This window comes from Streptomyces antarcticus (assembly GCF_026627255.1).
Classification (GTDB): domain Bacteria; phylum Actinomycetota; class Actinomycetes; order Streptomycetales; family Streptomycetaceae; genus Streptomyces; species Streptomyces antarcticus.
The window spans coordinates 56,701-76,609 of record NZ_JAPNLM010000030.1 but is presented as its reverse complement, the minus strand read 5'-3'; the positions used below and the strand labels follow the sequence as shown (position 1 = coordinate 76,609).

At 69.6% G+C, this 19,909-nt stretch carries 24 protein-coding genes and 1 pseudogene; 14 read left to right on the top strand and 11 right to left on the bottom strand.

Translation table 11 applies throughout. The annotated features are described in order from the left end of the window. The 4 genes and pseudogenes from OTB16_RS32830 to OTB16_RS32815 form a co-directional block, all read right to left on the bottom strand. The coding region (locus OTB16_RS32830) for a GNAT family N-acetyltransferase (protein ID WP_267725562.1) at positions 1–304 on the bottom strand (304 nt) is incomplete at its 3' end. A 349-nt stretch (positions 305–653) separates the two neighbouring features. Then, positions 654–1,239: pseudogene (tpg, locus tag OTB16_RS32825) on the bottom strand (telomere-protecting terminal protein Tpg). Between the two features lie 76 nt (positions 1,240–1,315). Continuing rightward, positions 1,316–2,305, bottom strand: coding sequence for a hypothetical protein (locus OTB16_RS32820; RefSeq protein WP_267725560.1), 990 nt, complete (start codon positions 2,303–2,305; stop codon positions 1,316–1,318). 192 nt (positions 2,306–2,497) lie between these two features. Continuing rightward, positions 2,498–2,869 (bottom strand): VOC family protein, encoded by a 372-nt coding sequence (locus OTB16_RS32815; RefSeq protein WP_267725557.1) that lies wholly within the window; start codon positions 2,867–2,869, stop codon positions 2,498–2,500. 1,358 nt (positions 2,870–4,227) lie between these two features. On the opposite strand from OTB16_RS32815, the gene OTB16_RS32810 reads away from it, so the two are divergent. Next, positions 4,228–4,452, top strand: a complete 225-nt coding sequence (locus OTB16_RS32810; protein ID WP_267725556.1) for a hypothetical protein — start codon at positions 4,228–4,230, stop codon at positions 4,450–4,452. A gap of 784 nt (positions 4,453–5,236) precedes the next feature. Continuing rightward, positions 5,237–5,545 (top strand): hypothetical protein, encoded by a 309-nt coding sequence (locus OTB16_RS32805; protein ID WP_267725553.1) that lies wholly within the window; start codon positions 5,237–5,239, stop codon positions 5,543–5,545. 364 nt (positions 5,546–5,909) lie between these two features. Here OTB16_RS32805 and OTB16_RS32800 read toward each other — a convergent pair whose 3' ends face one another. Then, positions 5,910–6,353 (bottom strand): hypothetical protein, encoded by a 444-nt coding sequence (locus tag OTB16_RS32800; protein WP_267725550.1) that lies wholly within the window; start codon positions 6,351–6,353, stop codon positions 5,910–5,912. Further along, positions 6,350–6,622, bottom strand: a complete 273-nt coding sequence (locus OTB16_RS32795) for a hypothetical protein (protein ID WP_267725547.1) — start codon at positions 6,620–6,622, stop codon at positions 6,350–6,352. The genes OTB16_RS32800 and OTB16_RS32795 overlap by 4 nt, the downstream gene beginning before the upstream one ends. 352 nt (positions 6,623–6,974) lie before the next feature. Between OTB16_RS32795 and OTB16_RS32790 the strand changes: the two genes are divergently transcribed. From OTB16_RS32790 to OTB16_RS32780, 3 genes are all read left to right on the top strand, one after another. After that, positions 6,975–7,781: a hypothetical protein gene (locus tag OTB16_RS32790; protein WP_267725545.1), complete on the top strand. Its 807-nt coding sequence runs from the start codon at positions 6,975–6,977 to the stop codon at positions 7,779–7,781. Between the two features lie 228 nt (positions 7,782–8,009). Then, positions 8,010–8,546 carry a hypothetical protein gene (locus OTB16_RS32785; protein WP_267725542.1) on the top strand — a complete coding sequence of 179 codons (537 nt, stop codon included), beginning with the start codon at positions 8,010–8,012 and terminating at the stop codon, positions 8,544–8,546. A 160-nt stretch (positions 8,547–8,706) separates the two neighbouring features. Continuing rightward, complete coding sequence (locus OTB16_RS32780; RefSeq protein ID WP_267725540.1) at positions 8,707–9,480, top strand: hypothetical protein; 774 nt, start codon at positions 8,707–8,709, stop codon at positions 9,478–9,480. A 46-nt stretch (positions 9,481–9,526) separates the two neighbouring features. Here the strand turns inward: OTB16_RS32780 and tpg (OTB16_RS32775) are convergent, their stop codons facing one another. The 4 genes from tpg (OTB16_RS32775) to OTB16_RS32760 form a co-directional block, all read right to left on the bottom strand. Continuing rightward, the gene (tpg, locus tag OTB16_RS32775) at positions 9,527–10,081 is read right to left on the bottom strand and encodes a telomere-protecting terminal protein Tpg (protein WP_267725538.1); all 555 of its coding nucleotides are present in this window, start codon (positions 10,079–10,081) and stop codon (positions 9,527–9,529) included. A 183-nt stretch (positions 10,082–10,264) separates the two neighbouring features. Beyond that, a complete protein-coding gene (locus tag OTB16_RS32770; protein WP_267725536.1) occupies positions 10,265–11,179 on the bottom strand; it encodes a hypothetical protein in 915 nt (304 codons plus the stop codon). Between the two features lie 1,098 nt (positions 11,180–12,277). Further along, positions 12,278–12,523, bottom strand: coding sequence for a helix-turn-helix domain-containing protein (locus tag OTB16_RS32765; protein ID WP_267725534.1), 246 nt, complete (start codon positions 12,521–12,523; stop codon positions 12,278–12,280). A gap of 105 nt (positions 12,524–12,628) precedes the next feature. After that, the gene (locus tag OTB16_RS32760) at positions 12,629–13,375 is read right to left on the bottom strand and encodes a GntR family transcriptional regulator (protein WP_267725532.1); all 747 of its coding nucleotides are present in this window, start codon (positions 13,373–13,375) and stop codon (positions 12,629–12,631) included. Between the two features lie 275 nt (positions 13,376–13,650). Between OTB16_RS32760 and OTB16_RS32755 the strand changes: the two genes are divergently transcribed. The 9 genes from OTB16_RS32755 (at position 13,651) to OTB16_RS32715 (ending at position 19,195) form a co-directional block, all read left to right on the top strand. Next, positions 13,651–13,860, top strand: coding sequence for a hypothetical protein (locus OTB16_RS32755; protein WP_267725530.1), 210 nt, complete (start codon positions 13,651–13,653; stop codon positions 13,858–13,860). Further along, the gene (locus tag OTB16_RS32750) at positions 13,857–14,222 is read left to right on the top strand and encodes a WhiB family transcriptional regulator (protein WP_267725528.1); all 366 of its coding nucleotides are present in this window, start codon (positions 13,857–13,859) and stop codon (positions 14,220–14,222) included. The genes OTB16_RS32755 and OTB16_RS32750 overlap by 4 nt, the downstream gene beginning before the upstream one ends. Beyond that, entirely contained in the window at positions 14,219–14,914 is a 696-nt protein-coding gene (locus OTB16_RS32745; RefSeq protein WP_267725526.1) for a hypothetical protein, read from the top strand. The genes OTB16_RS32750 and OTB16_RS32745 overlap by 4 nt, the downstream gene beginning before the upstream one ends. Then, positions 14,911–15,375: a hypothetical protein gene (locus OTB16_RS32740; protein WP_267725524.1), complete on the top strand. Its 465-nt coding sequence runs from the start codon at positions 14,911–14,913 to the stop codon at positions 15,373–15,375. Before OTB16_RS32745 ends, OTB16_RS32740 begins: the two co-directional genes overlap by 4 nt. Next, entirely contained in the window at positions 15,372–16,439 is a 1,068-nt protein-coding gene (locus OTB16_RS32735) for a hypothetical protein (protein WP_267725522.1), read from the top strand. The genes OTB16_RS32740 and OTB16_RS32735 overlap by 4 nt, the downstream gene beginning before the upstream one ends. Before the next feature lie 193 nt (positions 16,440–16,632). Beyond that, entirely contained in the window at positions 16,633–16,824 is a 192-nt protein-coding gene (locus OTB16_RS32730; RefSeq protein WP_267725520.1) for a hypothetical protein, read from the top strand. Continuing rightward, positions 16,824–16,952, top strand: a complete 129-nt coding sequence (locus OTB16_RS32725; protein WP_267725518.1) for a hypothetical protein — start codon at positions 16,824–16,826, stop codon at positions 16,950–16,952. Before OTB16_RS32730 ends, OTB16_RS32725 begins: the two co-directional genes overlap by 1 nt. After that, the gene (locus tag OTB16_RS32720) at positions 16,949–17,086 is read left to right on the top strand and encodes a hypothetical protein (RefSeq protein WP_267725516.1); all 138 of its coding nucleotides are present in this window, start codon (positions 16,949–16,951) and stop codon (positions 17,084–17,086) included. The genes OTB16_RS32725 and OTB16_RS32720 overlap by 4 nt, the downstream gene beginning before the upstream one ends. A gap of 348 nt (positions 17,087–17,434) precedes the next feature. Then, positions 17,435–19,195 (top strand): DUF2637 domain-containing protein, encoded by a 1,761-nt coding sequence (locus OTB16_RS32715; RefSeq protein ID WP_267725514.1) that lies wholly within the window; start codon positions 17,435–17,437, stop codon positions 19,193–19,195. 60 nt (positions 19,196–19,255) lie between these two features. Here OTB16_RS32715 and OTB16_RS32710 read toward each other — a convergent pair whose 3' ends face one another. Continuing rightward, entirely contained in the window at positions 19,256–19,786 is a 531-nt protein-coding gene (locus tag OTB16_RS32710) for a helix-turn-helix domain-containing protein (RefSeq protein WP_267725512.1), read from the bottom strand. Positions 19,787–19,909 lie beyond the last annotated feature (123 nt).

Genomic DNA, 19,909 nt, shown 5'->3' with positions numbered 1-19,909 from the left:
GGGCGAGCTCGTTATCGCTGCGCGTGGCGTCTCCGGCGGCGGGGACCGAGAGGCCAGTGTGCTTGAAGCCAACCTTGCCGTACATCGCTTCCGCTCGGGCATTGTCCTCGTGCACGAAGAGCCGGACGCGTTCGACCTGCGGCTCGGTCAGTGACCAAGACCACTCCAGGGCGGCTTGGAAGAGTTTCTCCGCGAGCCCGGTGCCGCGCGCCTCGGGCCGGACGAAGACGCCCACGATGTGCGTCTGCGACACCTCGGGGACATCGTCGAAGAAGCTCTCAACGCCGGGCAGTTCGACGAGCACGGAGACCGTGCCGAGCCAGCACCCATCACAGCCCATATGCGGATACGCCACCTACTCCACCCAGCGCAGAAGCGGCGATACAGACCAGTCCCAAGTTCCCGGGAACGTAGAGACGCACCGAACTGGGCCACCGCCGGGAGACGGGGCGACAGCAGCCAAAGCCGACACACGGGTTACCGGCCGGGCGGCGTCGGCGTTGTGCCCGGCATGAACGAGACGCTGGGGAACACAAGCAAGTTTCACCAGTTCAGGCCCGGCGTCTACCGGTTCGCGATGTGGGGCCGTCCACGGGAAGAGGTCCAAGAGCAGGGGCCGCACCCGGTGCCGGCCTCCCGTCCGCGCGTGGGTCCTAGAGGTCGAAGTCGATGTGCTCGACGTTGGTGAACTCCACCAGGAGGCCGCCGGCGCGGCGGCCGCCGTCGCGGAAGTAGACGTCGCGGAAGTAGACGTCGCGGAAGTAGACGTCTTGGAGGGCTTCGGCGGCGATGTCGCGGAGTTGCTGTTCGGAGGCGCCGGCGTCCTGGGCGTCGAAGAGGCGGGGCCGCGTACTGCGGCGGCAGGGCGATCGTGAGGTGGCGCAGGCGGGCGTCGTCGGTGGTGCCGGGTGCGGCGGTGTAGCCGAACCGTGCGCGGGTGTCGATGACGAGCCCGGTCGTGGTCGCGGCTGCCTTCTTGGCCTGGGCTCGGATTTGGGGCTGCCACCGGCGGGCGACCTCGCCCGTTAGACGGTCGGCCAGTGCGGGGCGCGGCTTCTTGATCTGGCCGCGTACGTAGCGTTCGACGGTGCGCTGCGAGATCCCGAGCCCGGCCGCGGCCATGCGGGCGTCCTCCAGCTGCTTGACGAGGTAGCGCATCTGCGCGGGTGCCGTCTTGGGGATCGGGCGGGTGAATGCCTTCCGCACGCCCTTGTCGAGGCCTTCGCTGACCGTGGCCATGAAGTCCTCCGTGTGATGTCCCGCCGGAAAAGGCGGGTGCGCGCCGTAGGTGGCTGCGTACGGGCATGACGGGCGGTCACGTGCCCCTCCCAGCCATGCCGGGTGGTGGTTGCCGCCCTACGGCCCGTGCACGGCCGTGGGCGGGCTCTGCGGCGGCACCCCGAGGAGTGCTGGGGGCAGCCCGGGCGCCTACCGGCTGGAGAGGGCGCCTAGCCTGGCCCCCGCCTGCTGGCGCCCTCCATGCCCGGTACTCCGCGCTCGGCCCTGTCGCGGTCTCCCATGCGGCAGGGTCCTCTGCGGCTTGGTCCTCGGCGGGTTCGTCGTAGTCGGGTTCCTCTTGTTCGAAGGACATGTCGTGGATCGGGTGGAGCGGGGCGGGCACGGTGACGCGGCCGACGGAGGCGGCGTCCAGTGCTGCGAACTCGGCGGCGAATTCCGCCCGGGTCCGCGTGACCTCGGCCGTCTTGGCGGCAGCTTGTGCTCGGCGGGCGTCCTCCTCGTGAGCATCGCTGTGGGCACGGTCGGTCTCGGCCCTGCGGGCAGCGGCGGCCTCCTGGTGCCGGCGGGCCTGGTCGGCCTCGAGCTCGGCGGTGAGCTTGGCTTCCCGTGCGGCGGCGATCCGCTGGGCAGCCCGGTAGCCGCAGGCCTGGCATTCGTCCCCGCTGTCGATGAGCACGCCGAGTTCGCAGGTCGGCAGATCGCAGTCCTGCGCGTCCAGCAGGGCCTGGAGGTAGCCGACCGGTTTCAGGATCCGCTCGCAGCTTTCCCGGGAGGCGGTGCAGCCGGACGGCGTGCAGCGCGGGCAGCCCACGTAGTCGCCGCTGGCGCGGGCGGGGCCTTGGGCGCGGTGCCAGCCCGCGTAAATCCGGGTCACCGCCTGCTCCGCGGTCCGCGGGTACAGGAACGACGCCCGGTCCCGGACCTCCGCGCCCCGGTGGCCCAGGAGCTCCCGCACCGACCGGCGCAGCGGCTTGATCCGGGCCGCGGGCGAGGAGAGCACGCCAAGCGCATCGAGAGCGGCGTACACCTCGTCCTCGCCGGCCACCGGCACCAGGTCGCCGACCACGGCCGGCTTCTTCGCAGCCGACCTCTTCTTGGGGACGCCGGCGGAGCCGGCCTGGGCCCTGGGGGCTTCAGCCGCCGCGGCTTCGCGCGCATCCGCACGCGGGAAACCACCCGCACTGTGGGCAAGCGGACCGTCGTCCCGGTCATCTGTAGGCAAGTTCTGCGACGGTAGAGGCCCTCCTGAACCCCTCGATCAGCCTCTGACGATGCAGAAGGGATGCCCAGCCGGATCGGTGAGGACCCGCGCCTTGTCGCCATGCGGCTGGTGGTCCGGCTTGCCCGCACCCAACTCCAGCAGCCGGGCCGCGGCCACGTCCAAGTCCCCATCGACCTGGAAGCAGATATGAAGCTGCTGGGGGACGATTTGGTCAGGCCAGCTCGGAGCCCGGTAGTCGTCGACCCGTTGAAAACCGATGAGGAGTCCCTGTTCACCGTTGAGGCCCGCGAAGTCAGCATCTGACTTCGGGTGCGGTTCATGGCCGGTGGCCTGCTGATAGAACACCGCTAAAGCCAGCGGATCAGGGCAATCGAGCGTTATCGCAACCAACTTCATCTGCATGGGCATGGCATCTCCGAACCGATCAGTGGGCTTCCGCGATGAACACCCTAGAAGTGACTGCCTACGGCTGAGCGGGACACCGACCACCAAGCTGTCCCACTCAGCCGTAGGCACCGCAGGTCAGAGCCTCCCCCTGCCTACAGTTATCTGGGACAGGACACCGGTGCGCTCGGCGGGGACCAGCAGGACGGGAAGTACCTGCCTCACCCTGTTGCGGCCCTGAGCCGCCGCCAGGTGACCGGCGCCGAATGGCACGAACTCCTCAAGACCCGGCCGCGCCTCGCGGCCGTCATCGCGGCCCGGGGGCGTTCGCTCTGAGGGGCGCCGGCGTACAGAGCAGCCGGGGAGGCCCGGGCGCCCGCAAGGGGACGGCGAGCAGCCATGCCCTCCAGTCCGATCCGGTCCCGGCCGGTCAATGCCCACCGGCCCGCCCGCGCCCGTACGCGGTCCGTCCACGCCCGGACACCGTACTGACCGGCAACCAACTGACCCGCTCCATCACCAAAACCGTCAGCACCAGCTCGGCAACCGTGTCACCACCCGAACCACTCACCGCGACCATCTGACCAGCACAGCTACCGCAACTACCGCACTGACAGCACGATGCCGAACCACCACCGACAAAAACCCGCAGATCATCACCCGGCGCCGGGCAGGAGCAGACCGAGGACAGAGAGCAGGCGCCAGCTCGTACAGCCGGGGCTGGGCGGGGCGGGCGCCGGACCGGGTCGAGGCGGACCGCCACGGACCACGGCCAGGAGGACGGCCAGCATCCAACAAACCACAGGTCACAGACCTACTGACGGCACAACGGCACACCGTTGAACCGTCACAACGGCACACCGGACGGGACGCGGGGGGCCAGATTCAGCAGGGGCAGGCCCCGGCGCAGCGCGGGGGCCGGGGCAGAACCACGGACGCGCCCCCGGGGACTCGGGGGACGGACCCCCAGAGGCGCGACCCCCCGTTCAACGAGCGGCCCCCACCCCCGGACACCAGCCGACGCGGAACGCAGCGGGGCCCGGAGGCCAGCTCGTACCGCCGGGACGACCACCGGTGAATAGCAAATACGAACTTGACCTCATATTACCTCGGAATCCCTTGGCTTCCCGGCATGCACCTTCGGGGCAATTCTTCTACGGAATTTCTCTCACGTAATAGAATACGCTTACGGGGGCCGCAAAAGCGCATTTCTGCCGGTCAGCGGCTTAGACGGACCCCGCCCCTAGGTCGGAATTGCGGACCCTAATTGTCAGTGGGTGGCGATATTATTGGGTTAGTTCAGAGGAATTAAAGAAGCCTTCCGAACCCGTTCTTCGTGCCCTGCCCAGTGACCCGCTTGCGGGAGTCGAAAGGACCACCACATGTCGAGTACGCCGCGCAACCATGTCACCGCGGACCGCCAGGCCGAGCTGTCCCGGCTCAAGACGCAGGTACAGATCCTCTGGACCCTGTCCGGGCTCGCGGTCGTCCTGGCCGTCCTCATCGGCGTACGCATGGCCCCCTCACACTGGGCCGACCCCATCAACGCCGCCTGCGGAGCAGGAAGCCTCCTCACCGCCCTCGCCACACTCCTACGCCGCCCCTAACGCCGTCGGGGTGTGCAACGGGGCGGCGCGGGGCGGGGGCAGGCGACCGGACGGGGGCGGGGCCAGCACCACCAGGAGCACGGCCAGCGGGCGGACGGCCGGGAAGGCGGCCGGCACGACCGGGGAGCACCGCCACGGAAAGGCGGACGGGGAGTCTAGCCGGGGGGCAGGGCGGACCCCGGGCGGGCCGGCCGGACAACCGCACCGGGCTGGGGCGCTCCGCGGACCGGGGCGGCGGGAGTGAGGGCGCAGGCGGGGCAGGGCCGTCCACGGCGGCCGCGGGGCGGGAGTCGAGCCGGAACCCCGGACGCCGTCCTCGCTGGGGAGCTGCGGTGCATCTCGAATCGTCTCAGAACCGGTCAATGAGGGAAGGTTTCTGAGGGGAATTCATGACGGTTGCATCCTCTATGCGTAGTTCATTCTGCTATGTCTCTGGCAGCTTCTTCTCCGCAGCACGTGCGATCACCCCTCGCCACCAGCAGAGATTCCGGATTGTCGCTTTCCTGCAAGTGAGACATGCGTCTCTTCCGGTCAACTGGCGTGTCCCACCAAAAAGCTTCCGTGGGCTGGCCCCTGATCTGCGAAAACACTCGTACGGACCACGCAAGTGGGGTTGGTTGCATGCCGCGAACGCGCATTGAACATCCGGCCGTTCGTGGTGCCTGATTGGACTTCAAACGCCTCGGGCCGAGAAGAGTTCGGGGCGGGCAACGGGCCTGCCCTGCCCCAGAATCTCTGGACGGATCAAGGCGGGGCAGGCCCGGAAGGGCCAAGGAGGCCACACTTGACCGTACACATCTCCCCCATGGGCTCAGTCGCCTTTGTGATGAGCGTCCTAGTCACGTACTTCGTCTTCAAGGCTTCCCGCCAGAGACATCTCGGGCCGCCCAGCACCGGGGACCTGGTGGGTTCAATCGCCGCCGGAGCAGCGGTGTTCACCGTTCTGTACATGCTGCTCGGCGCTGGTGGTCTCGCAGCACCGACCGGTGAGGCCGGCCCCGCCGAGCAGAAGCCTGCTGTGAGTAAAACCACCGACCCCGCCGCACCCGGATCCGCGAATCCGGCTGTCGTTACGGGAGGTGGTCACGAGTAGGCCCTGAGCGCAGCCCGTAGCCGGGACGGGTTGCCGGGAGGTACCGCAGGGCCTCGGCGTGGGTGGCGCAGCCCTGCACGAAGGTCTGGCGGCCGGGGTCGGTGAACTGCACGGTGAGCTCTGCCAGCTGGCCGCAGGCGCGGTGTTCGGGCGGCCGGGTGGGGTCCAGGGCTTCGCAGCCGTCGTCGGGGCGTCCGTACGGAGCCGAAGGGCGCCGCCGAGGGCCTCCAGGAACGCGGCAGCAGCCGTGCGGCGCTGCGCGGTGGCCGGGTCCGTCACCGGGCCGCGTAAGGCCTCGGAGCCCGGAGTGAACCGCCTCCCAGGGGCCAAGGCCGGGTGGTGCCGGCCGGAACGGGGATCGGGGTTACCGGCCGATTTCCGCAGGGTGCAGGACATGGATCAGGCGGCGGCCGCAGTCGGCGCATGGGGCGTGCGGGCCCTCGGTCAGGTGGGCCTCGCAGTGGGTGCATGCGGGGCCACCGCACTCCTCGCACCGGGCCGGGTCCACGGTGCCGTTCACGAACGCTGACCCGGCCTCCGCGCACTCCTCGGGGGTGGGCGGCGGGTCCTCCTCGCCCGGCGTGAGGTTCGCCAGGGAAGGCACCGCCCGCAGGTTCGCCAGGGCCGCGTCGTAAGCCGCCGAGGCATCCAGCTCCTCCGCCAGGTCCTGGCCGCCGTACACCTCGGCGCAGGACTGGCAGAGGTGCCCACCTGGGAGCACGTGGGTCTTGTAGCAGCCGGTACAGACCGGATAGCCGCAGCCGTCGCAGTAGTCGCCGTCGAGGTCGAGCCCGGGGCATTCAGTCACGGCGCACCATCAGATGCCTCAATCTTCGCTTTCAGTTGCTCTGTTGCCTCCGCCGCACATGCATCGCGGTTGCTCTTGGCATTCCGATATCGCTTCATCCCTGCTTTAAACAGGACGCTCATTGCTGCCGCACTAGCGGCTCCTATGACGAATGCCCTGGGGAAAGCGTTCTTCGCGGCGGCGTCTTGGATTTGTTTGATCAGTTCCTCAACTCCGCCTGCATTTTTTGCCTCTACCGTGATGTCCTGATAGGCGCCCAGGTTCCCCATGACTTTCTTTCCTCCTGGAAGAATTTCCTGCTGGAAAATGCTCTTAATTTTGTGTAACCGGGCGTGCCACGCGGGTAGACACCGGGCGCATCATCGAACGTTGCGTGCCTTGAGCACGAGCCGGTGCCAAGGTGCTCCCATCCATCACTGAGGCCAACCCCCGAGCCGCCCAGTAGTCTCCCGCGTACCGAAGGCACCCGCGGTGGCAGGCTGAGCCCGACCCTAGTGGCCAGTAGCGGTGGTCGTCCCCAGATCTCCCAATCCAAGCCCCCAGACAGGTCTCTGAAGACCTCTCAGTACACATGCAGCAAAAGGCCCCTCCGGACACCTTGCGCTCCTCTAGCCTGCGGTCATGAGCAACTCCGTCACTCGCTCTCCGCGACCCCCCGGTTCCATAACCCGGTGGAGGACTAGGAGGGCCGAGCGCATCGCGCACATTCGCCGAACTGGCCAGCTCACGCCGCTGGCGCGCTGGACTCTAGGTGTCACCGGCGCCGCAATGGCAGGCGCGGGAGCAGTAGCCGTGTTCATAACCGCGACAGAAGCCGGCCCTACAGCACTCATCATCGTCGGTGCCGTCCTTCTCGTTGCCGCCGTAATGGGCCGTCAGATCAAGGAAATCAGTCTGGCAGACGGCACCATGACCTGGGTCGATACCGTTGGAGAGGAGTTGCGCAACGCACCAACCGCTGCACGAGCCGTCGAAGTAGCCTCGGCCGCAACGATCATCTCCCCCGAAATCCAGCACAACGAAGAAATCCGCGAACTGTCCCACGCGGCCTATGAGCAGGTAATTACCGACCGCCTGAGGTCAGCCTTCGGCCGCGGAGCAGTGAAGTCACCGACGGTGCGTGAATTCGGGTTTGACGCGCTGGTAGCCACCAGAGACAAGAAGATCGTTATCCAGACCAAGTTCGGCGACCCCAATAAGAGCATCGAGCCCAGGCGTGTGCGCGACGTGTTGAAGGGCTCTCTCGAGTCGCCACAAGCAGACGCAATCGTCCTCGTTGCCACGATGCTGAAGCCCCCGGCATCCGTGCTGGCCCAAGCCCGCGAGTTCGCTGCGGCCCGCGGGCAGGGCTTCACATACGTGCGATGGACCGGTGACGCTGACACACCAGCGCTCCAGCAGGCTGTCGAAGAACACCTACAGAGCTGACGCCACACCCAGGACGGCCCTGAGATCGCTGCAGGCCTGTCCATCGCCAGCGACAGCCAAGGGCCAGCGGTCACCGCCGCTGGCTCTATTGAAGGGGAAGTCAGTAGCCGGTTGCGGGGCGGAGCAGGTAGTCCACGCCTACGTCAGCACGCATCAACATCGTGACGAGAGCGACCCAAGTTCCGCGGACGGCACACGCCCCTACTCGCTGACCGCCAGGATGGCCGCATGGGAGAACAGCTGGGGACTGTCGTCGCCGCACTCATCGGCTTCGGCGGCCTGTTCGTCGGACTCATAGTCGGGCGCCGGCAAGTCGCCGATCAAGCACAGGTAGAGCACGGCCACTGGCTTCACACGCAAAGACAGGAAGCCTACGTACAACTGCTGGATTCATGGGAGACCGCGGTCCGGAAGACGGAAGAGATCGTCGGAGACGAGGACTACCTCACAGCCGAAGAGCGCGGCTGGGACTGGGGTGAAGACGTCCAGCCGAGCATCACGCGCCGGGTAGAGGAAGCCTGGGAGGCCGTTTGGCGAGCAGTGGAGAGGGTGCTCCTGATCGGGCCCGACCCTGCTTCAGCTTCAGCAACCACCTTGAGGACAGCTGGACAGGCAATCGTCGAAGCAGCGCTCGACTTCAATGGGCGCTGGCCGAACGTAGAGCCTTTCCGCAATGCCGTTCAGGAAGGGCAGACAGCTTGGCGAGCAGTCGCGACAACGGCGGCGCAGATCGTGCAGACGGCTCCAAGGCCGGGACGCACGTAAGAGCTGGAAGGACATCAGACCTTCACCAGGACGTTTCCCTCATAGGGGACACACGGGATCACCCCGGTCCGACAGCATCACCCCCCTACCGGCGCGGCGGCCGGCGGGCTCGGGAAGGACCCGGCGAGCCCCGCCGGAACGCAGTCGTTACGATCTGCTGATGTCCTGCGTCTTCTGCGGCGGTTCTCCCGTCACCAAGGAACATGTCTTCCCTCAGTGGCTCAACCAGTATCTGCCGCCAGGGCGGCAGCAGACTGAACAGGCCCGTTATGGGGCGGGCGCCTACGAGGTGACTCGCGAGAGTGTGGGCCTGGACTTCACGGTCAAGAAGGTGTGTGCCTCGTGCAACAACGGCTGGATGTCCAAGCTTGAAACATCCTCCAAGGATGCACTCGAACCACTGATCGTCCGGCAGGACCTTGATTTCGTACCCCTCCGGCAGCAACGCCAGATCGCGCTCTGGGCCACGAAAACAGCGATGATGGCCGACCAGACTCAGCAGAAGCCCATCTTGCCGCCCCATCAGCTTCGGAGAATGCGTACCCACCGAGCAATACCTGGTGGCACGCGTGTCTGGCTGGGGTCCTGCCCTGAACGCAACCCCACCGTCACCAGCCACACCGTGAGGATCGACCTAACAGGTGTGTCCGCTCCTGACACACTCCAGCCAGTCGGGTTTTTCTGCCCCATGAAGATCGGGCATTTGTGTATCTATGTCTACTTCCCGGCCGTGGACGTCGTCATCCAGCACGCGCGTGAGTTCCACCTGTCCGTCGCCCGGATCTGGCCCCGCCGTTCCAGCGACCTACCTTTCCCCCCACCCGTTCAGCCACAGAGCGGGGAAGCCTTCGAGGCCTTCGCTGACGCGTTTCGCGAGAGCCTCTACCTATATACGCCCGCGCAGGCGACCGAGCACGGGATCAAGGAATCGTGAGATCGGGTCCATGATGGCGAAGCACGCCTGCCGGCCCGTAGTGGGACTACAGGTCGAAGGCGACTTGTTCGACGTCGGTGAACTCCACCAGCAGGCCCCCGGCGCGGCGGCCGCCGTCGCGGAAGTAGACGTCCTGGAGGGCTTCCGCGGCGATGTCGCGCAGCTGCTGTTCGGTCGCACCGGCTTCCTGGGCGGCGAACAGCCGGCCCGCGTACTGCGGGGGCAGGGCCACGGTCAGGTGGCGCAAGCGGGCGTCGTCGGTCGTGCCCGGGGCCGCGGTGTATCCGAAGCGGGCGCGGGTGTCGATGACCAGGCCCGTCGATGTCGCGGCCGTCTTCTTCGCTTTGGCGCGTACCTGCGGCTGCCAGCGACGGGCGACTTCACCCGCCAGGCGGCCGGCGAGTTCGGCGCGCGGTTTACGGATCTGGCCCTTGATGTACCGCTCGACGGTGCGCTGCGAGATGCCGAGCGCGGCCGCGGCCGCCTTCGTTCCCTTGAGCTGCTTGACGAGGTAGCGCATCTGCACGGGCGCCGTCTTGGGGATGGGGCGGGTGAACGCCTTCTGCGCGGCTTGGTTGAGACCGTCGCCGACCGTGGCCATGGGTCCTCCTGTGTGGTCCCACTGGGGGTGTGTGATCGCCTGTGCGGGCCTGACGGGGGTTCAAGCAGCTAGGAGGCCCGCGGGGTGGGAATCGGCGCTCTACGGGCCGCTTACGGCCGCGTATGGGGCGCAGCGGAACTGATGTCCGCCTGAAACCTTGTGAGGAGCCCGGCGGACGGAGTCCTATCGGCCAGTGAGCGCGCCGAGCTTCTCGGCTTTCTGCCGCTCTCGTTCGGCGGCCTGCTGCGCCTTCCAGGCCTGCCACTCCGCGCTGCCCAGAGAGGTATTCCACGCGGCGGCGTCCTCGGCCGGCTCCTCCTCGTCGGGGCCGTCGTAGTCGGGTTCTTCCTCGGCCGGGCCGTGGTCGAGCTCCTGCGGGTCCGCCGCCGGCTCGGCGGGCGGGGCGGGGCGGGGCACGGCCGCGACGGTGGGCGCCGGGTGCCGGTCCTGCCAGGCTGCCATGTGCTCCCTCACCTGATGGTCCAGCATGGAGCCGAACACGCCCCTGCCGGCCAGGAGCAGCTGGAACCGCACCTCCTCGGCGAATGCCGCCTGCGACCATCCATCGACGGTCGCCATGGCGACCGCCCTGGCCGCCTCGTCCTGCGGGTCCGGGTTCCCGAGGGCGCAGCGCGCCGCTGCGTCGGCCGCGGCTTCCTCATCCCTGCGGCGGTCCTGCCGCCGATTGATGCAAGCCCGGCACTCCCCGGTCCCGTCGAGCATGATCCCGTCCTCGCACGAGGGGTCCGGACAGTCCTGCGCGAGCAGAGCAGCAGCGAGCCAGGAGGATCGGTTGATGATTCGGTCGCAGGCCTCGCGGGAGGCCTTGCAGCCAGAGGCGGTACAGCGGTCGCAGCCGCGGTAGTCAGCGCCGGCCCGGATGTCCGCCTTCTCGCCGAACCAGCGCCGGCCGATCCGGGCAATCACCTGTTCCGGAGTCCGGCTCGGGACGCCGCTGGCCTCGACTCCGGTCAGCAGGTCGTTGATGGCGCGGTGCAGCCCCGCGTACAGCCGGGTCCCCCGGCGGGCCACAGCCTCGGGGATCGCGGCCCGCACCTCATCGAAACCTGGCAGCTCCGCCCGGGGCCGGGTCTTCACCGTGGCTGGCCTCGGTGACTGGGTGCGCTGGGGAGGGAGAGTCTTGTCGGACGCGGCGGAGCCGCCTGCTACCTCGGCGTTTTCACCAGCCGCGCTTTCGTGCGCGCCCGCACGTGCGTAACCACCCGCACCTTTGCCTACGGCGTCAGCGGGCGGGTGTTCCTCGGATGGTGCGTCTGAAGGTGACTCAGAAGGTAGTGGGACTTGTAGTCCCCCCCCCAGGGACTTGTAGTCCCCCCCCCAGGGACTTGTAGTCCCTGGGGGGGGAGCCGCGTCGCCCCCCCCACCCCTAGGACTTGTAGTCCCTGGGTCCGGAGCCTGCGCGGCCTTCTTTGGGCGCTTCGCCCCCTTATCGGTTCGGCCCGGCTTGGGCGGGGCCTCAGCGATCGTCGGCCGGGTCTTCGCGCTGATGGCGGGGCGCCCCAGGGACGCACGCTGGTCGTTGATCTCCGCCAGCTGCGCTGCGCTCCACCACTCAGCCGGGATCATGACCTCCCACACCACGGGACGCTGCTTCTCCGGGATGGCAAGCCACGCCTTCGACCGGTGCCGCGTTTGCCGCCGCAGGATCCCCCGGGACTCCATCGCCCGGCACCGGCGCCCAGCCGTCTTGGCGTCCACGCGAGCGGCCTTGGCGAGCGTGCTGTACGACCGGAAGCAGTTGCAGCCGTCGAAGTCACCCTTCATCACCAGGGCAACCAAGATCGCGCGCTCTTCCGCGTCATAGATAGGGGCATGCTCCGCAGCCCACAGGATCGGGTACAGGCTCACCAGGCACCGCCGGCGGGGATCACGTGGTGAAGCAGTTGGCCAGCCACCGCTGCGGGCGCTGGGCGGGTGTATGGGTGAAGCATGAGATTGTTCCCCTTGTGCGGGGAGCCGTGCCAGCGGTGTGACCAGACAGGGACCGGGGATAGTGGCCTCCGAGTGAAGGGACCCTTATCCTGGGTACTGGTGACCACGCAGGCCCTCGGGCCTACGGGCATCACCCCCGGCGAGGTCACCTCACCGGACACGACTCGGATGGCCTGGAAGCTGGGCGAGTCGGTTGCTGTATCGAGGCCGTTCCTGCTCCAACAGGGACGGCCTCGGGCATTTCTAGGGCGCAGCGGTCGATGTGACGGCTTCAGGGTGCTGCTGCGCAAGGCTTTGAAGGAACTTGCTGTACGCCCGGCGTCTATCGCCTCGGGGCTCGTTGAATCCGGTTTCCCATCGAGCAACCTGAACCCGCCCAACGCCCAGGGCTGCGGCTACCTGGGCCTGAGTAAGCCCTGCAGCTCGCCGGAGCCCTCCCCGAACGTTCGTCGTGGGCAACCATGCGGCTTGAGACAGCAGTACCTGCACGGCGCGATCATGTGCCGTCACTTCACACCCCCAACATCATTTCGTAGAAACGATACACAGCCGATACACCTTGCGGGTCCAAACGCCGCTGCGGCGCGCGCCTTTCTAAAGCGGGAGGTTGTCGTACGTGAGCTGGAGCCGGTCAGCCGGAGCGACGGCGCGGAGGACCTCAAGCGGTTGTCCAGTGGCGTCGAGGGTGAGGCGTTCAAGAGTGATCACAGCGACGCGGCCGCCGATCCGGAGCTGCGCTGATTCAGATTCCGTAGGCATTCTCACGCCGACTGTTTCCGTTGCGCTGGCTGGCCGGTGACCAGCTGCTGCGAGAGCGCCGTACACCCCACCAATGATCTTCCCGGTGCTGTCGAGCCCGGCCGTCTCGGCCAGGGCTGCGGGGTACCAGGCGTGCTGCAACTGGACGACGTCAGCGGGCCGGATGAGCGCATGGCGAACGCGGTGAACCAGCTCATCCCCCTCGTCGAGGTTAAGGAGGGTGGCGGTCTCAACATCCGCTTCCGCTCGCTCCACGGAGACAAGCTGCATGTCCCCGTCCAGGCCTTGGGCTGCGGTGGCGGTCTCCCATGGTCCTTGTGTGCCACCCGGCGTCAGTACTGATCCGTAGCGGCTGAGCGGGATCTGTACGGCCGCCCGCGTGCGGACCACGGTGCCGGCACGTTTGGACGAGTAGACGAGTCCTTCGTCGGCGAGTGCGGCGATCGCCTTGGTGACGGTCCCCTTGGACACGCCGTGTGCCGCCATGAGTTCCGCGTTTGTCGGCAGCTTCGCGCCCACCGCGAACTCGCCTGCGTGGATGCGCTGACGAAGCTTCGCGGAGAGGTCTCCGGAACTGGTCATGGGCTTCACCTCCTCTGGTGCCGGGTGACTACACCGCTCACCATATCGCCTAGTCGTTATTGACAACACGGGAGTAGCGGGGCATTCTCATTAATGCCTAGGCAATAACCGCTGCGCGGCTGACAAGTTTGGCCTGGTCAGCCAGGTGCCTGGGTGTATCCCGCCCTGCAAAAACGCAGGTGCCCGGCCGGTGTCGTAAGCACTGGCCGGGCGGCGGCTGTGGGGGTGCAACCTCACAGCCGCTGTCGGGTGGTCCGTTCTGAGAGGACGCCGACGTGGTGATGGTGACAGAGGTATTACGCAAGTGGCGGATGCAGCGCTGTGTCCGCAGCGCCGTGGTGGTGGCGAGGGCGGCTCTGCCGACCCGCTCATTCACCGCAGTGCCGAACGGGTCGATTCAGGCGGCGCCCGAAGCGGTTGGCCTCGGCGGGGATGAGCTGCGGGTGCGGGCGTGGCTGATGGCGCGTCTGGACGGTGCGGCATGAGTGCCCCGACGAGTGACTGGCTGGACCGGCTGTGGGAGTACGAGGACCTGGCGCCGGCCCCGGCGGCGCGTCAGGAGCGCTCGGGCGCGGCGGCCTGTGTGGGTGCGGACCCCACGTTGTTCTTTCCGGAGCCGTGGGAGATGACGACCGGGGCGGCTGTGCCGTCGGAGGCGGAGCTGGAGGCCCTGGCGTACTGCGGGCGCTGCCCGGTCCTGGCCTGGTGCCTGGCCCGGGACATGGAGCAGTCCTCTACCCCGTCGAAGGTCATCGGGGTGCGTGGGGGGATGCGGCAGTCGGACCGGCGGGAACTCTACGTCCGACTGTTCGGCCGGCGGCCGCGCAACGGGGCGGTGGCGCCATGAGCAGCACCGTTGCGGGTCGCGCGGCGAAGAGGCGGGCGCGCCGTGTCGCCGGTACGGGTGCGGCCGCTTCGCGGAAGGTCAGGAAGTCGGAGCGGGCGGCCAAGGGCCGTTCTCTGGGTCGGTCCACGGTGCGGGCGGTCCGGGGCCAGATGAGTCCGGCCGAGTTGGCCGAGGCGATCCGGGAGGCGTTCGCGGAGACGGTGCCGAACGGCCGGTGGCGGTGGCTCGGCTTCAACGGCACGGCGGCCGCGGCCGGTCATGGGCTGATCGCTCTGGGCACCGGCAACGTGCGGGGGCTGGAGCCGGTGATGGGGGCCGTGATGCTGTCGCTTCCCGCGTGCGGCGCGTTCGTCGTGACGCTCGGCGCCGCTTACGGCGCGTACCGGGTGGCGAAGCCGCTCCGGGGCCTCCTCGGCCCGTTCGCTCCGCTGGCACCCCTCGGCGCCGGACTCGGCGCGGCGTTCTGGGGCCAGGGCACCGGCCCGCTGATCGCCGAGTTCCTCGCGTGGTCCGCGCCCTGGTCCACCCTCTTCGCCCCCCTGACCGTGGCCGGAGCAGCCGGCGGACTGTGCTGGCTGCTCCTGGACTCCCGGTCCGCAGGGCGGCGGCTCCCTCTCCGGTGGCTGGCCCGGATCCCTCTCGCCACCGTCGTCCTCTCCTCCCTCCTCTACGCCCCCGGAGCACTGCTGTGAGCCCGAACCTGATCATCGCCACGGACGTCGTCCTCGCGGCCGGGCCCGTCCTGGGAGGCATTGGGGTGACCGGCCTCGCGGTCGCCGACGGATACCTGCTGCTCCTTGGCCTGCGCGGTGCCAAGCGCATGAGCCTGACCCGCGACAAGGCCGCCGCGATGGGCATCGTGTTCGGGGTCCTGGCCATCGCGACCGGCGGGACTATCGGCCAACTGGTCGGGGGCGTGGCCACGGTGCCGACCAGCATCGGGCAGGGCATCGACTTCGGGGCCGCCGACCTGGCCCCGGCCGCTATCGCGGTGCTCCTCGGGATCACGACGTTCGTCCCCGACTGGAAGAAGCTCGGGTGGCCGGCCCTTTTCGGGATCTGCCTCGGTGCCTCGGCCGCGAACATCGGCGGCCTGTGGCAGATCGCGAACAACCTGGTGATGCTCCTCGCGGACATGATCGGCGACCTGTGAGCGCCGCCGGGGAGATCCGGGCGGTGACCGCCGGGTCCCGGGACGTCGCCCGGATGTGGTGGCGCGGGTCCCTGGTCATGGCCGGGTGGGCGTGCCGGTGCGCCGGGCAGGGCCTCGCCCTCGGGTGGAAGGCCGCCAGCACGGACGCGGGAGCCGTCGCGGAAAAGCGGAGCCGCATCCGGGCGCAGCGGGTCAAGGCGGCGGAGCGTGGGGAGAAGTCGGGGAAGGCGTCCACGCTGCCGGACCCCGAGGCGCCGATCGTGCTGGAGCCCGGGTTCGGTAAGCGCAGCTTTCTGGCGGCCCTCGGCACGGTCGTCATGGGCGGCGGCCTGGCCCTGGTCATCGTCGGCACCGGCGCGTCGGTCTTGGTGCCGATGATCCCGGACCTGACGGTATGGCGGCCGGTCATCTTCGGCGGGGGATTCGTGGCCTGGTCGGCGGCGGCCCTGATGCTGGCTCCTCCCCTGACCCCCGAGAACGATCATGAAAAAGGGGTGGCGGGGGAGCAGGGCGAGAGCGACGTCCAGGAGGACACGGAGGCCCTGGAGCAGGCTTCCCCGGTTCACCCGGGCGCGGCACTGCTCTGGCACGTGATCAGGGACTTGTCCGACGCCGAGTTCAGCAAGCGGGCCGGGGTCCACCTGGACGTGATGCTGGACGGCGCCATGGCCTCCGGCCTCCTTCCCCGGGACACGGAGCAAACCAGGTTCCGGGAGTGGCTGGCGGCCGCGGGGGTCCCCACGGTGGAGAAGCTCGGAATGCGGATCGATGGCAAGCCCACGACCCGTGTCGGGGCCCGGGTGGACGACTTCATCGCGGCCCACGGGTGCAGCCCCACGGCTCTGCTCCAAGACCTCCCGGCGGCTGGTACCCAGGCCCCCGTCCCGGCCCCGGGGGAGGCCCCCGCCGGCGCCCCCGTCGAGGCTCCCGCCCCGGCCCGGGGAGAGGCCCCCGCAGCAGCCTTCCTGACCCTCATCCCCGGGGGTCTGACGGCCCCCGCGCTGGCCCCCTCCCGGACCCCTTCCCCGGCCTCTCTCCAGGAAGGGGCCCAGGAAGGCCGATAGATGGCCCTATCGCCCCGCTGACCTGGGGTTCTATCGGTCCCCCTAACGCCCCCTTACGGGAGGTCTATCGGCCTCCCAGCCCCCGAAAACGCCCGGTCCCGAGAGGGGTTCGGGACACGAAAAAGCCCGCCCCGGGCCACCTACCAAGCATCCCGGGACGGGCGAATCCACCTCGTGAGATGGAGACGCCATCATGGCACTTTTCCGCAAAACGATCAGCCAGAGCGATCTGGCCGCGGGCCAGAGCGACACGGACCGCGCCCGTCACGGCAGGAGCTACTCGGCCGAGAGCGGCGGCTGGACGAAGGCCGCGACGGAGCAGCCGACGGCCGGCACCGGCACCACCGACCAGGACGCCACCGGCGCCCGGAAATGGTGGAAGTGATGGCGCGCCACACCGCCCCGGTCTGCCACGGGAAGATGCGCTACGACGCCAAGGCCAGGCAGTACGTGTGCCGTACGTGCGGTGGCTGGACCACCCGCCTGCTCCCCGCCCTCGGGAGTGCCCGATGAACGCCGAGCAGCAGGCCGCAGCGGTCGCCGAAGCGGCCGCAGCCGTCCAGCGGGCGGAGCAGATCCGGCAGCAGACCGAAGCCGAACTCCGTCGCCACGGCCAGGCCATGGTGGGACTGAAGCCCCATGGCTGACCAGTCGCCCCTGCCGATCAGGCCCACCCCGCACGAGCGGGACGGGCGTACCGACCAGCCGTCGCCGCCTACCCGGCCGCGCCCGCAGTCCGGTTCCTGACCCGTCTCACTGCCGCCGCGGAAGAGCACCCCTCGGGGCGAGCCACTGCGCCGGCCTCTCCCGGTGGGCCGGGAACACACCCTCCCGGCCCACCCCCTGACCACCTCTCGGAGGTATCGGTGACGACGCACCACCCGCTCCATGACCTCACCCGCCCCGCTGTCCCCTTCACTCCGGTCGGACCGGCTGCCGCTCCGGTTGGGCGGGCCGGTGCTCCGGCTCCGCACCGCAGGGGGGAGACTGCCGGGATGACTGACACGCTGACGGACGGCCAGACGGTAGGCCATAGGGCGGCCATGGCCCCGGCCGCTCCGGCCATGGCCCCGGCCACTCCGGCCGCAGCCGGGGTCACTCCGGCCTCCCGGCCGGGTGCTCCGGCCGCACAGGAGGGCGCTCCGCCCCCGCCGCGCAAGGGTGGCCGGGGTGGGCCGGGGGTGGCCGGCCAGGCGGTGGCCGTGGCCCCGGCCACCGGTCACCCGGTCCCGGCCACGGTGGCCACCCCCGAGCGCGAGCCCGGCCGGTGGATCGGCTGGCTGCTGATGGGCGTGGCCGTGGTCGGCATGCCACTGGTGGGCGTGATCGGGTTCGCCGCCTCGTACTCCACCCTGGAGCGGTTCGCCCTGGGCCACGGGTTCAGCCCGACGCTGGCCCCGTGGTTCCCCATCGGAGTCGACGCCTCGATCATCGCGCTCCTCGCCGCAGACCTGGTGATGGTGCGCCGCCGCACGCCGTGGCCCGTCCTGCGGTTCGCGGCCCACGCGATGACGCTGTTCACGATCCTGTTCAACGCGTCGGACGGCATCAAGGAAAAGGACTCGGTCTGGGACGGGCTGGTCGCGGACCCGCTGTGGGCCCTGAGCCACGCGGTCATGCCAGGCCTGTTCGTCCTGGGCGTGGAGGCGGCCCGCAAGCTGCTGCTGCACGCCGCCCGCATCGAGGACGGCACCGCGGCCGACCGGATCCCGCTGCACCGCTGGGTGCTGTCCCCGATCCGTACGGGCCGCCTGTACCGGCGGATGCGGCTCGCCGTGGTGACCAGCTACCCGGAGATGGTCGAGCGGGAGCAGGCGCTGGAGGGCTACCGCGTGTGGCTCACGCAGGAGCTGAAGGGGGACCTGTCCAGGGCGTCCGAGGTACAGCTCCTGCCGATGACGATGGCGCCCCGTGGCTACACCGTGGAGCAAGCGTTGGCCCTTCCGGCGAAGTGGGAGGCGGACGCGGAGCAGCGGGAGCGCGCCGAGGCGGAGCGCAAGCGGGTGGAGGCGGAGCGGGTACGCCGACAGGACAAGGAGGACCGGCTCCGCGTCCTGGAGGACGACGCCGACGTCGAGGTCGCCACCTACGAGAAGGAGGCCCGGACAGGGACGGCGGCCGCGCAGGCGGAGACGGTTCGTGCGGAGGCGGAGGCCGCCGCCGCGGCGGCGAAGGTCGCGGCGGAGCACCGGCGTACGGCGGCGGAGCGGCAGTCGCGGGCCGAGGCCGAGGCGTTGGAGTCGGCCGAGGCGGCCGCCGCGCGCCTGCGGACGGCCCGGGACACCGAGGCGGCGGAGCGCGCCGAGGCGGAGGCGGAGCGGCAGCGTGCGCTGAAGGAGAAGGCCGCGGCGGACGCGGAGGCCGAGCGCCGCAGGGCGGTCAGGAACGCCGAGGAGACGGCGCGTGCGGAGGCCGGCCGCAAGGCGGCGGTCGTGGCCGGCGCCCAGGCCGACAAGGCGGCCGCGGACCTCCGGTACCAGACGGCGATGAGCGAGGCACGCGCCCAGCAGGCCGAGGACTACGCCCGCCTGAGCCCCCGCGAGCGCTCGGAGCGCCTGGTGGCCCGGATGCTCCTGGCCGCCGGAGTCGATCCGGAACAGCCTGACCTGACAGTGGTGTCGCTGAGTCAGATCATGGGCGTACTGAACGTGGGGCAGACCGCTGCCGGCGACGTCCGCAAGGCGGCCGGAGCCCGGCTCGTGGACGGGTACCGGGCGACGACGTTCGAGCTGATGATGGACGGCCAGCAGCCCTGACCCGGCACATGACGGCGGGCGGCACCCTGACCCGGGTGCCGCCCGCCGCTGTCTACCGGGTCAGGGCCGCCCACCCCACCACCGCTTGCGTGCCTCCGGACCGTCCCCCCAGGCAGTGGCCTGCTCCGCGGCCGTGCCGCCCATGGCCTGGCCGGGCATAGCCACCCTCTCGGGCAGGGCGAGCTCGGCCCGAGAGGGTGCCGGCGTCAGCGCCGCGACCGCACGCTGGAGGTCCGCGATCCGCTCGCCGCGCTCTGCGAGCTGCGCGCGCAGGTGCTGCAGCTCGGCGCGCGCCAACGCGAGCTCGTGTTCCGCGCGGAGCCGCTCCAGCTCGGCCCGGAGCACAACCGCGTCCTGCTCCCCGGCGGCGGCCGGAGCGGCCGAGCCGCCCGGGGCCGGGGAGTCCGCGGGTGCGGGGGCGTTGAGCCGGTACCCGGCGGCCAGCAAGCCGTCGATCGGGATCATCCAGCCCCTCTTGGGGTCCTGGACAGAACCGGGCAGGTCACCGGCCTCGCGGGCTCGGCGGATCGTGGTGCGGCTGACGCCACACGCGTCAGCGGCCTCCCGCTGGGTCAACATCGGGCGCTTCATGTGCACATCCTCTCCGGCCCCGCCGTTCCACTTCGCCAGCACCGGCTTCGGCCGCGTCGCGGCCGGATTCAGCGGCTGACCGTATCGGCGTGGCTGCCGCAGGCCCCGGGGCAGCCGCCTGGC

What these genes read in the sequence shown, in the direction of transcription:
- OTB16_RS32790 (WP_267725545.1), top strand. Translation starts at nt 6,975, where the DNA reads ATGAGCAACTCCGTCACTCGCTCTCCGCGACCCCCCGGTTCCATAACC.
- OTB16_RS32720 (WP_267725516.1), top strand. Translation starts at nt 16,949, where the DNA reads ATGAACGCCGAGCAGCAGGCCGCAGCGGTCGCCGAAGCGGCCGCAGCC.
- OTB16_RS32730 (WP_267725520.1), top strand. Translation starts at nt 16,633, where the DNA reads ATGGCACTTTTCCGCAAAACGATCAGCCAGAGCGATCTGGCCGCGGGC.
- OTB16_RS32795 (WP_267725547.1), bottom strand. Translation starts at nt 6,622, where the DNA reads ATGGGGAACCTGGGCGCCTATCAGGACATCACGGTAGAGGCAAAAAAT.
- OTB16_RS32750 (WP_267725528.1), top strand. Translation starts at nt 13,857, where the DNA reads ATGAGTGCCCCGACGAGTGACTGGCTGGACCGGCTGTGGGAGTACGAG.
- OTB16_RS32780 (WP_267725540.1), top strand. Translation starts at nt 8,707, where the DNA reads ATGTCCTGCGTCTTCTGCGGCGGTTCTCCCGTCACCAAGGAACATGTC.
- OTB16_RS32810 (WP_267725556.1), top strand. Translation starts at nt 4,228, where the DNA reads ATGTCGAGTACGCCGCGCAACCATGTCACCGCGGACCGCCAGGCCGAG.
- tpg (WP_267725538.1), bottom strand. Translation starts at nt 10,081, where the DNA reads ATGGCCACGGTCGGCGACGGTCTCAACCAAGCCGCGCAGAAGGCGTTC.
- OTB16_RS32745 (WP_267725526.1), top strand. Translation starts at nt 14,219, where the DNA reads ATGAGCAGCACCGTTGCGGGTCGCGCGGCGAAGAGGCGGGCGCGCCGT.
- OTB16_RS32785 (WP_267725542.1), top strand. Translation starts at nt 8,010, where the DNA reads ATGGGAGAACAGCTGGGGACTGTCGTCGCCGCACTCATCGGCTTCGGC.
- OTB16_RS32760 (WP_267725532.1), bottom strand. Translation starts at nt 13,375, where the DNA reads ATGACCAGTTCCGGAGACCTCTCCGCGAAGCTTCGTCAGCGCATCCAC.
- OTB16_RS32725 (WP_267725518.1), top strand. Translation starts at nt 16,824, where the DNA reads ATGGCGCGCCACACCGCCCCGGTCTGCCACGGGAAGATGCGCTACGAC.
- OTB16_RS32715 (WP_267725514.1), top strand. Translation starts at nt 17,435, where the DNA reads ATGACTGACACGCTGACGGACGGCCAGACGGTAGGCCATAGGGCGGCC.
- OTB16_RS32710 (WP_267725512.1), bottom strand. Translation starts at nt 19,786, where the DNA reads ATGAAGCGCCCGATGTTGACCCAGCGGGAGGCCGCTGACGCGTGTGGC.
- OTB16_RS32815 (WP_267725557.1), bottom strand. Translation starts at nt 2,869, where the DNA reads ATGCCCATGCAGATGAAGTTGGTTGCGATAACGCTCGATTGCCCTGAT.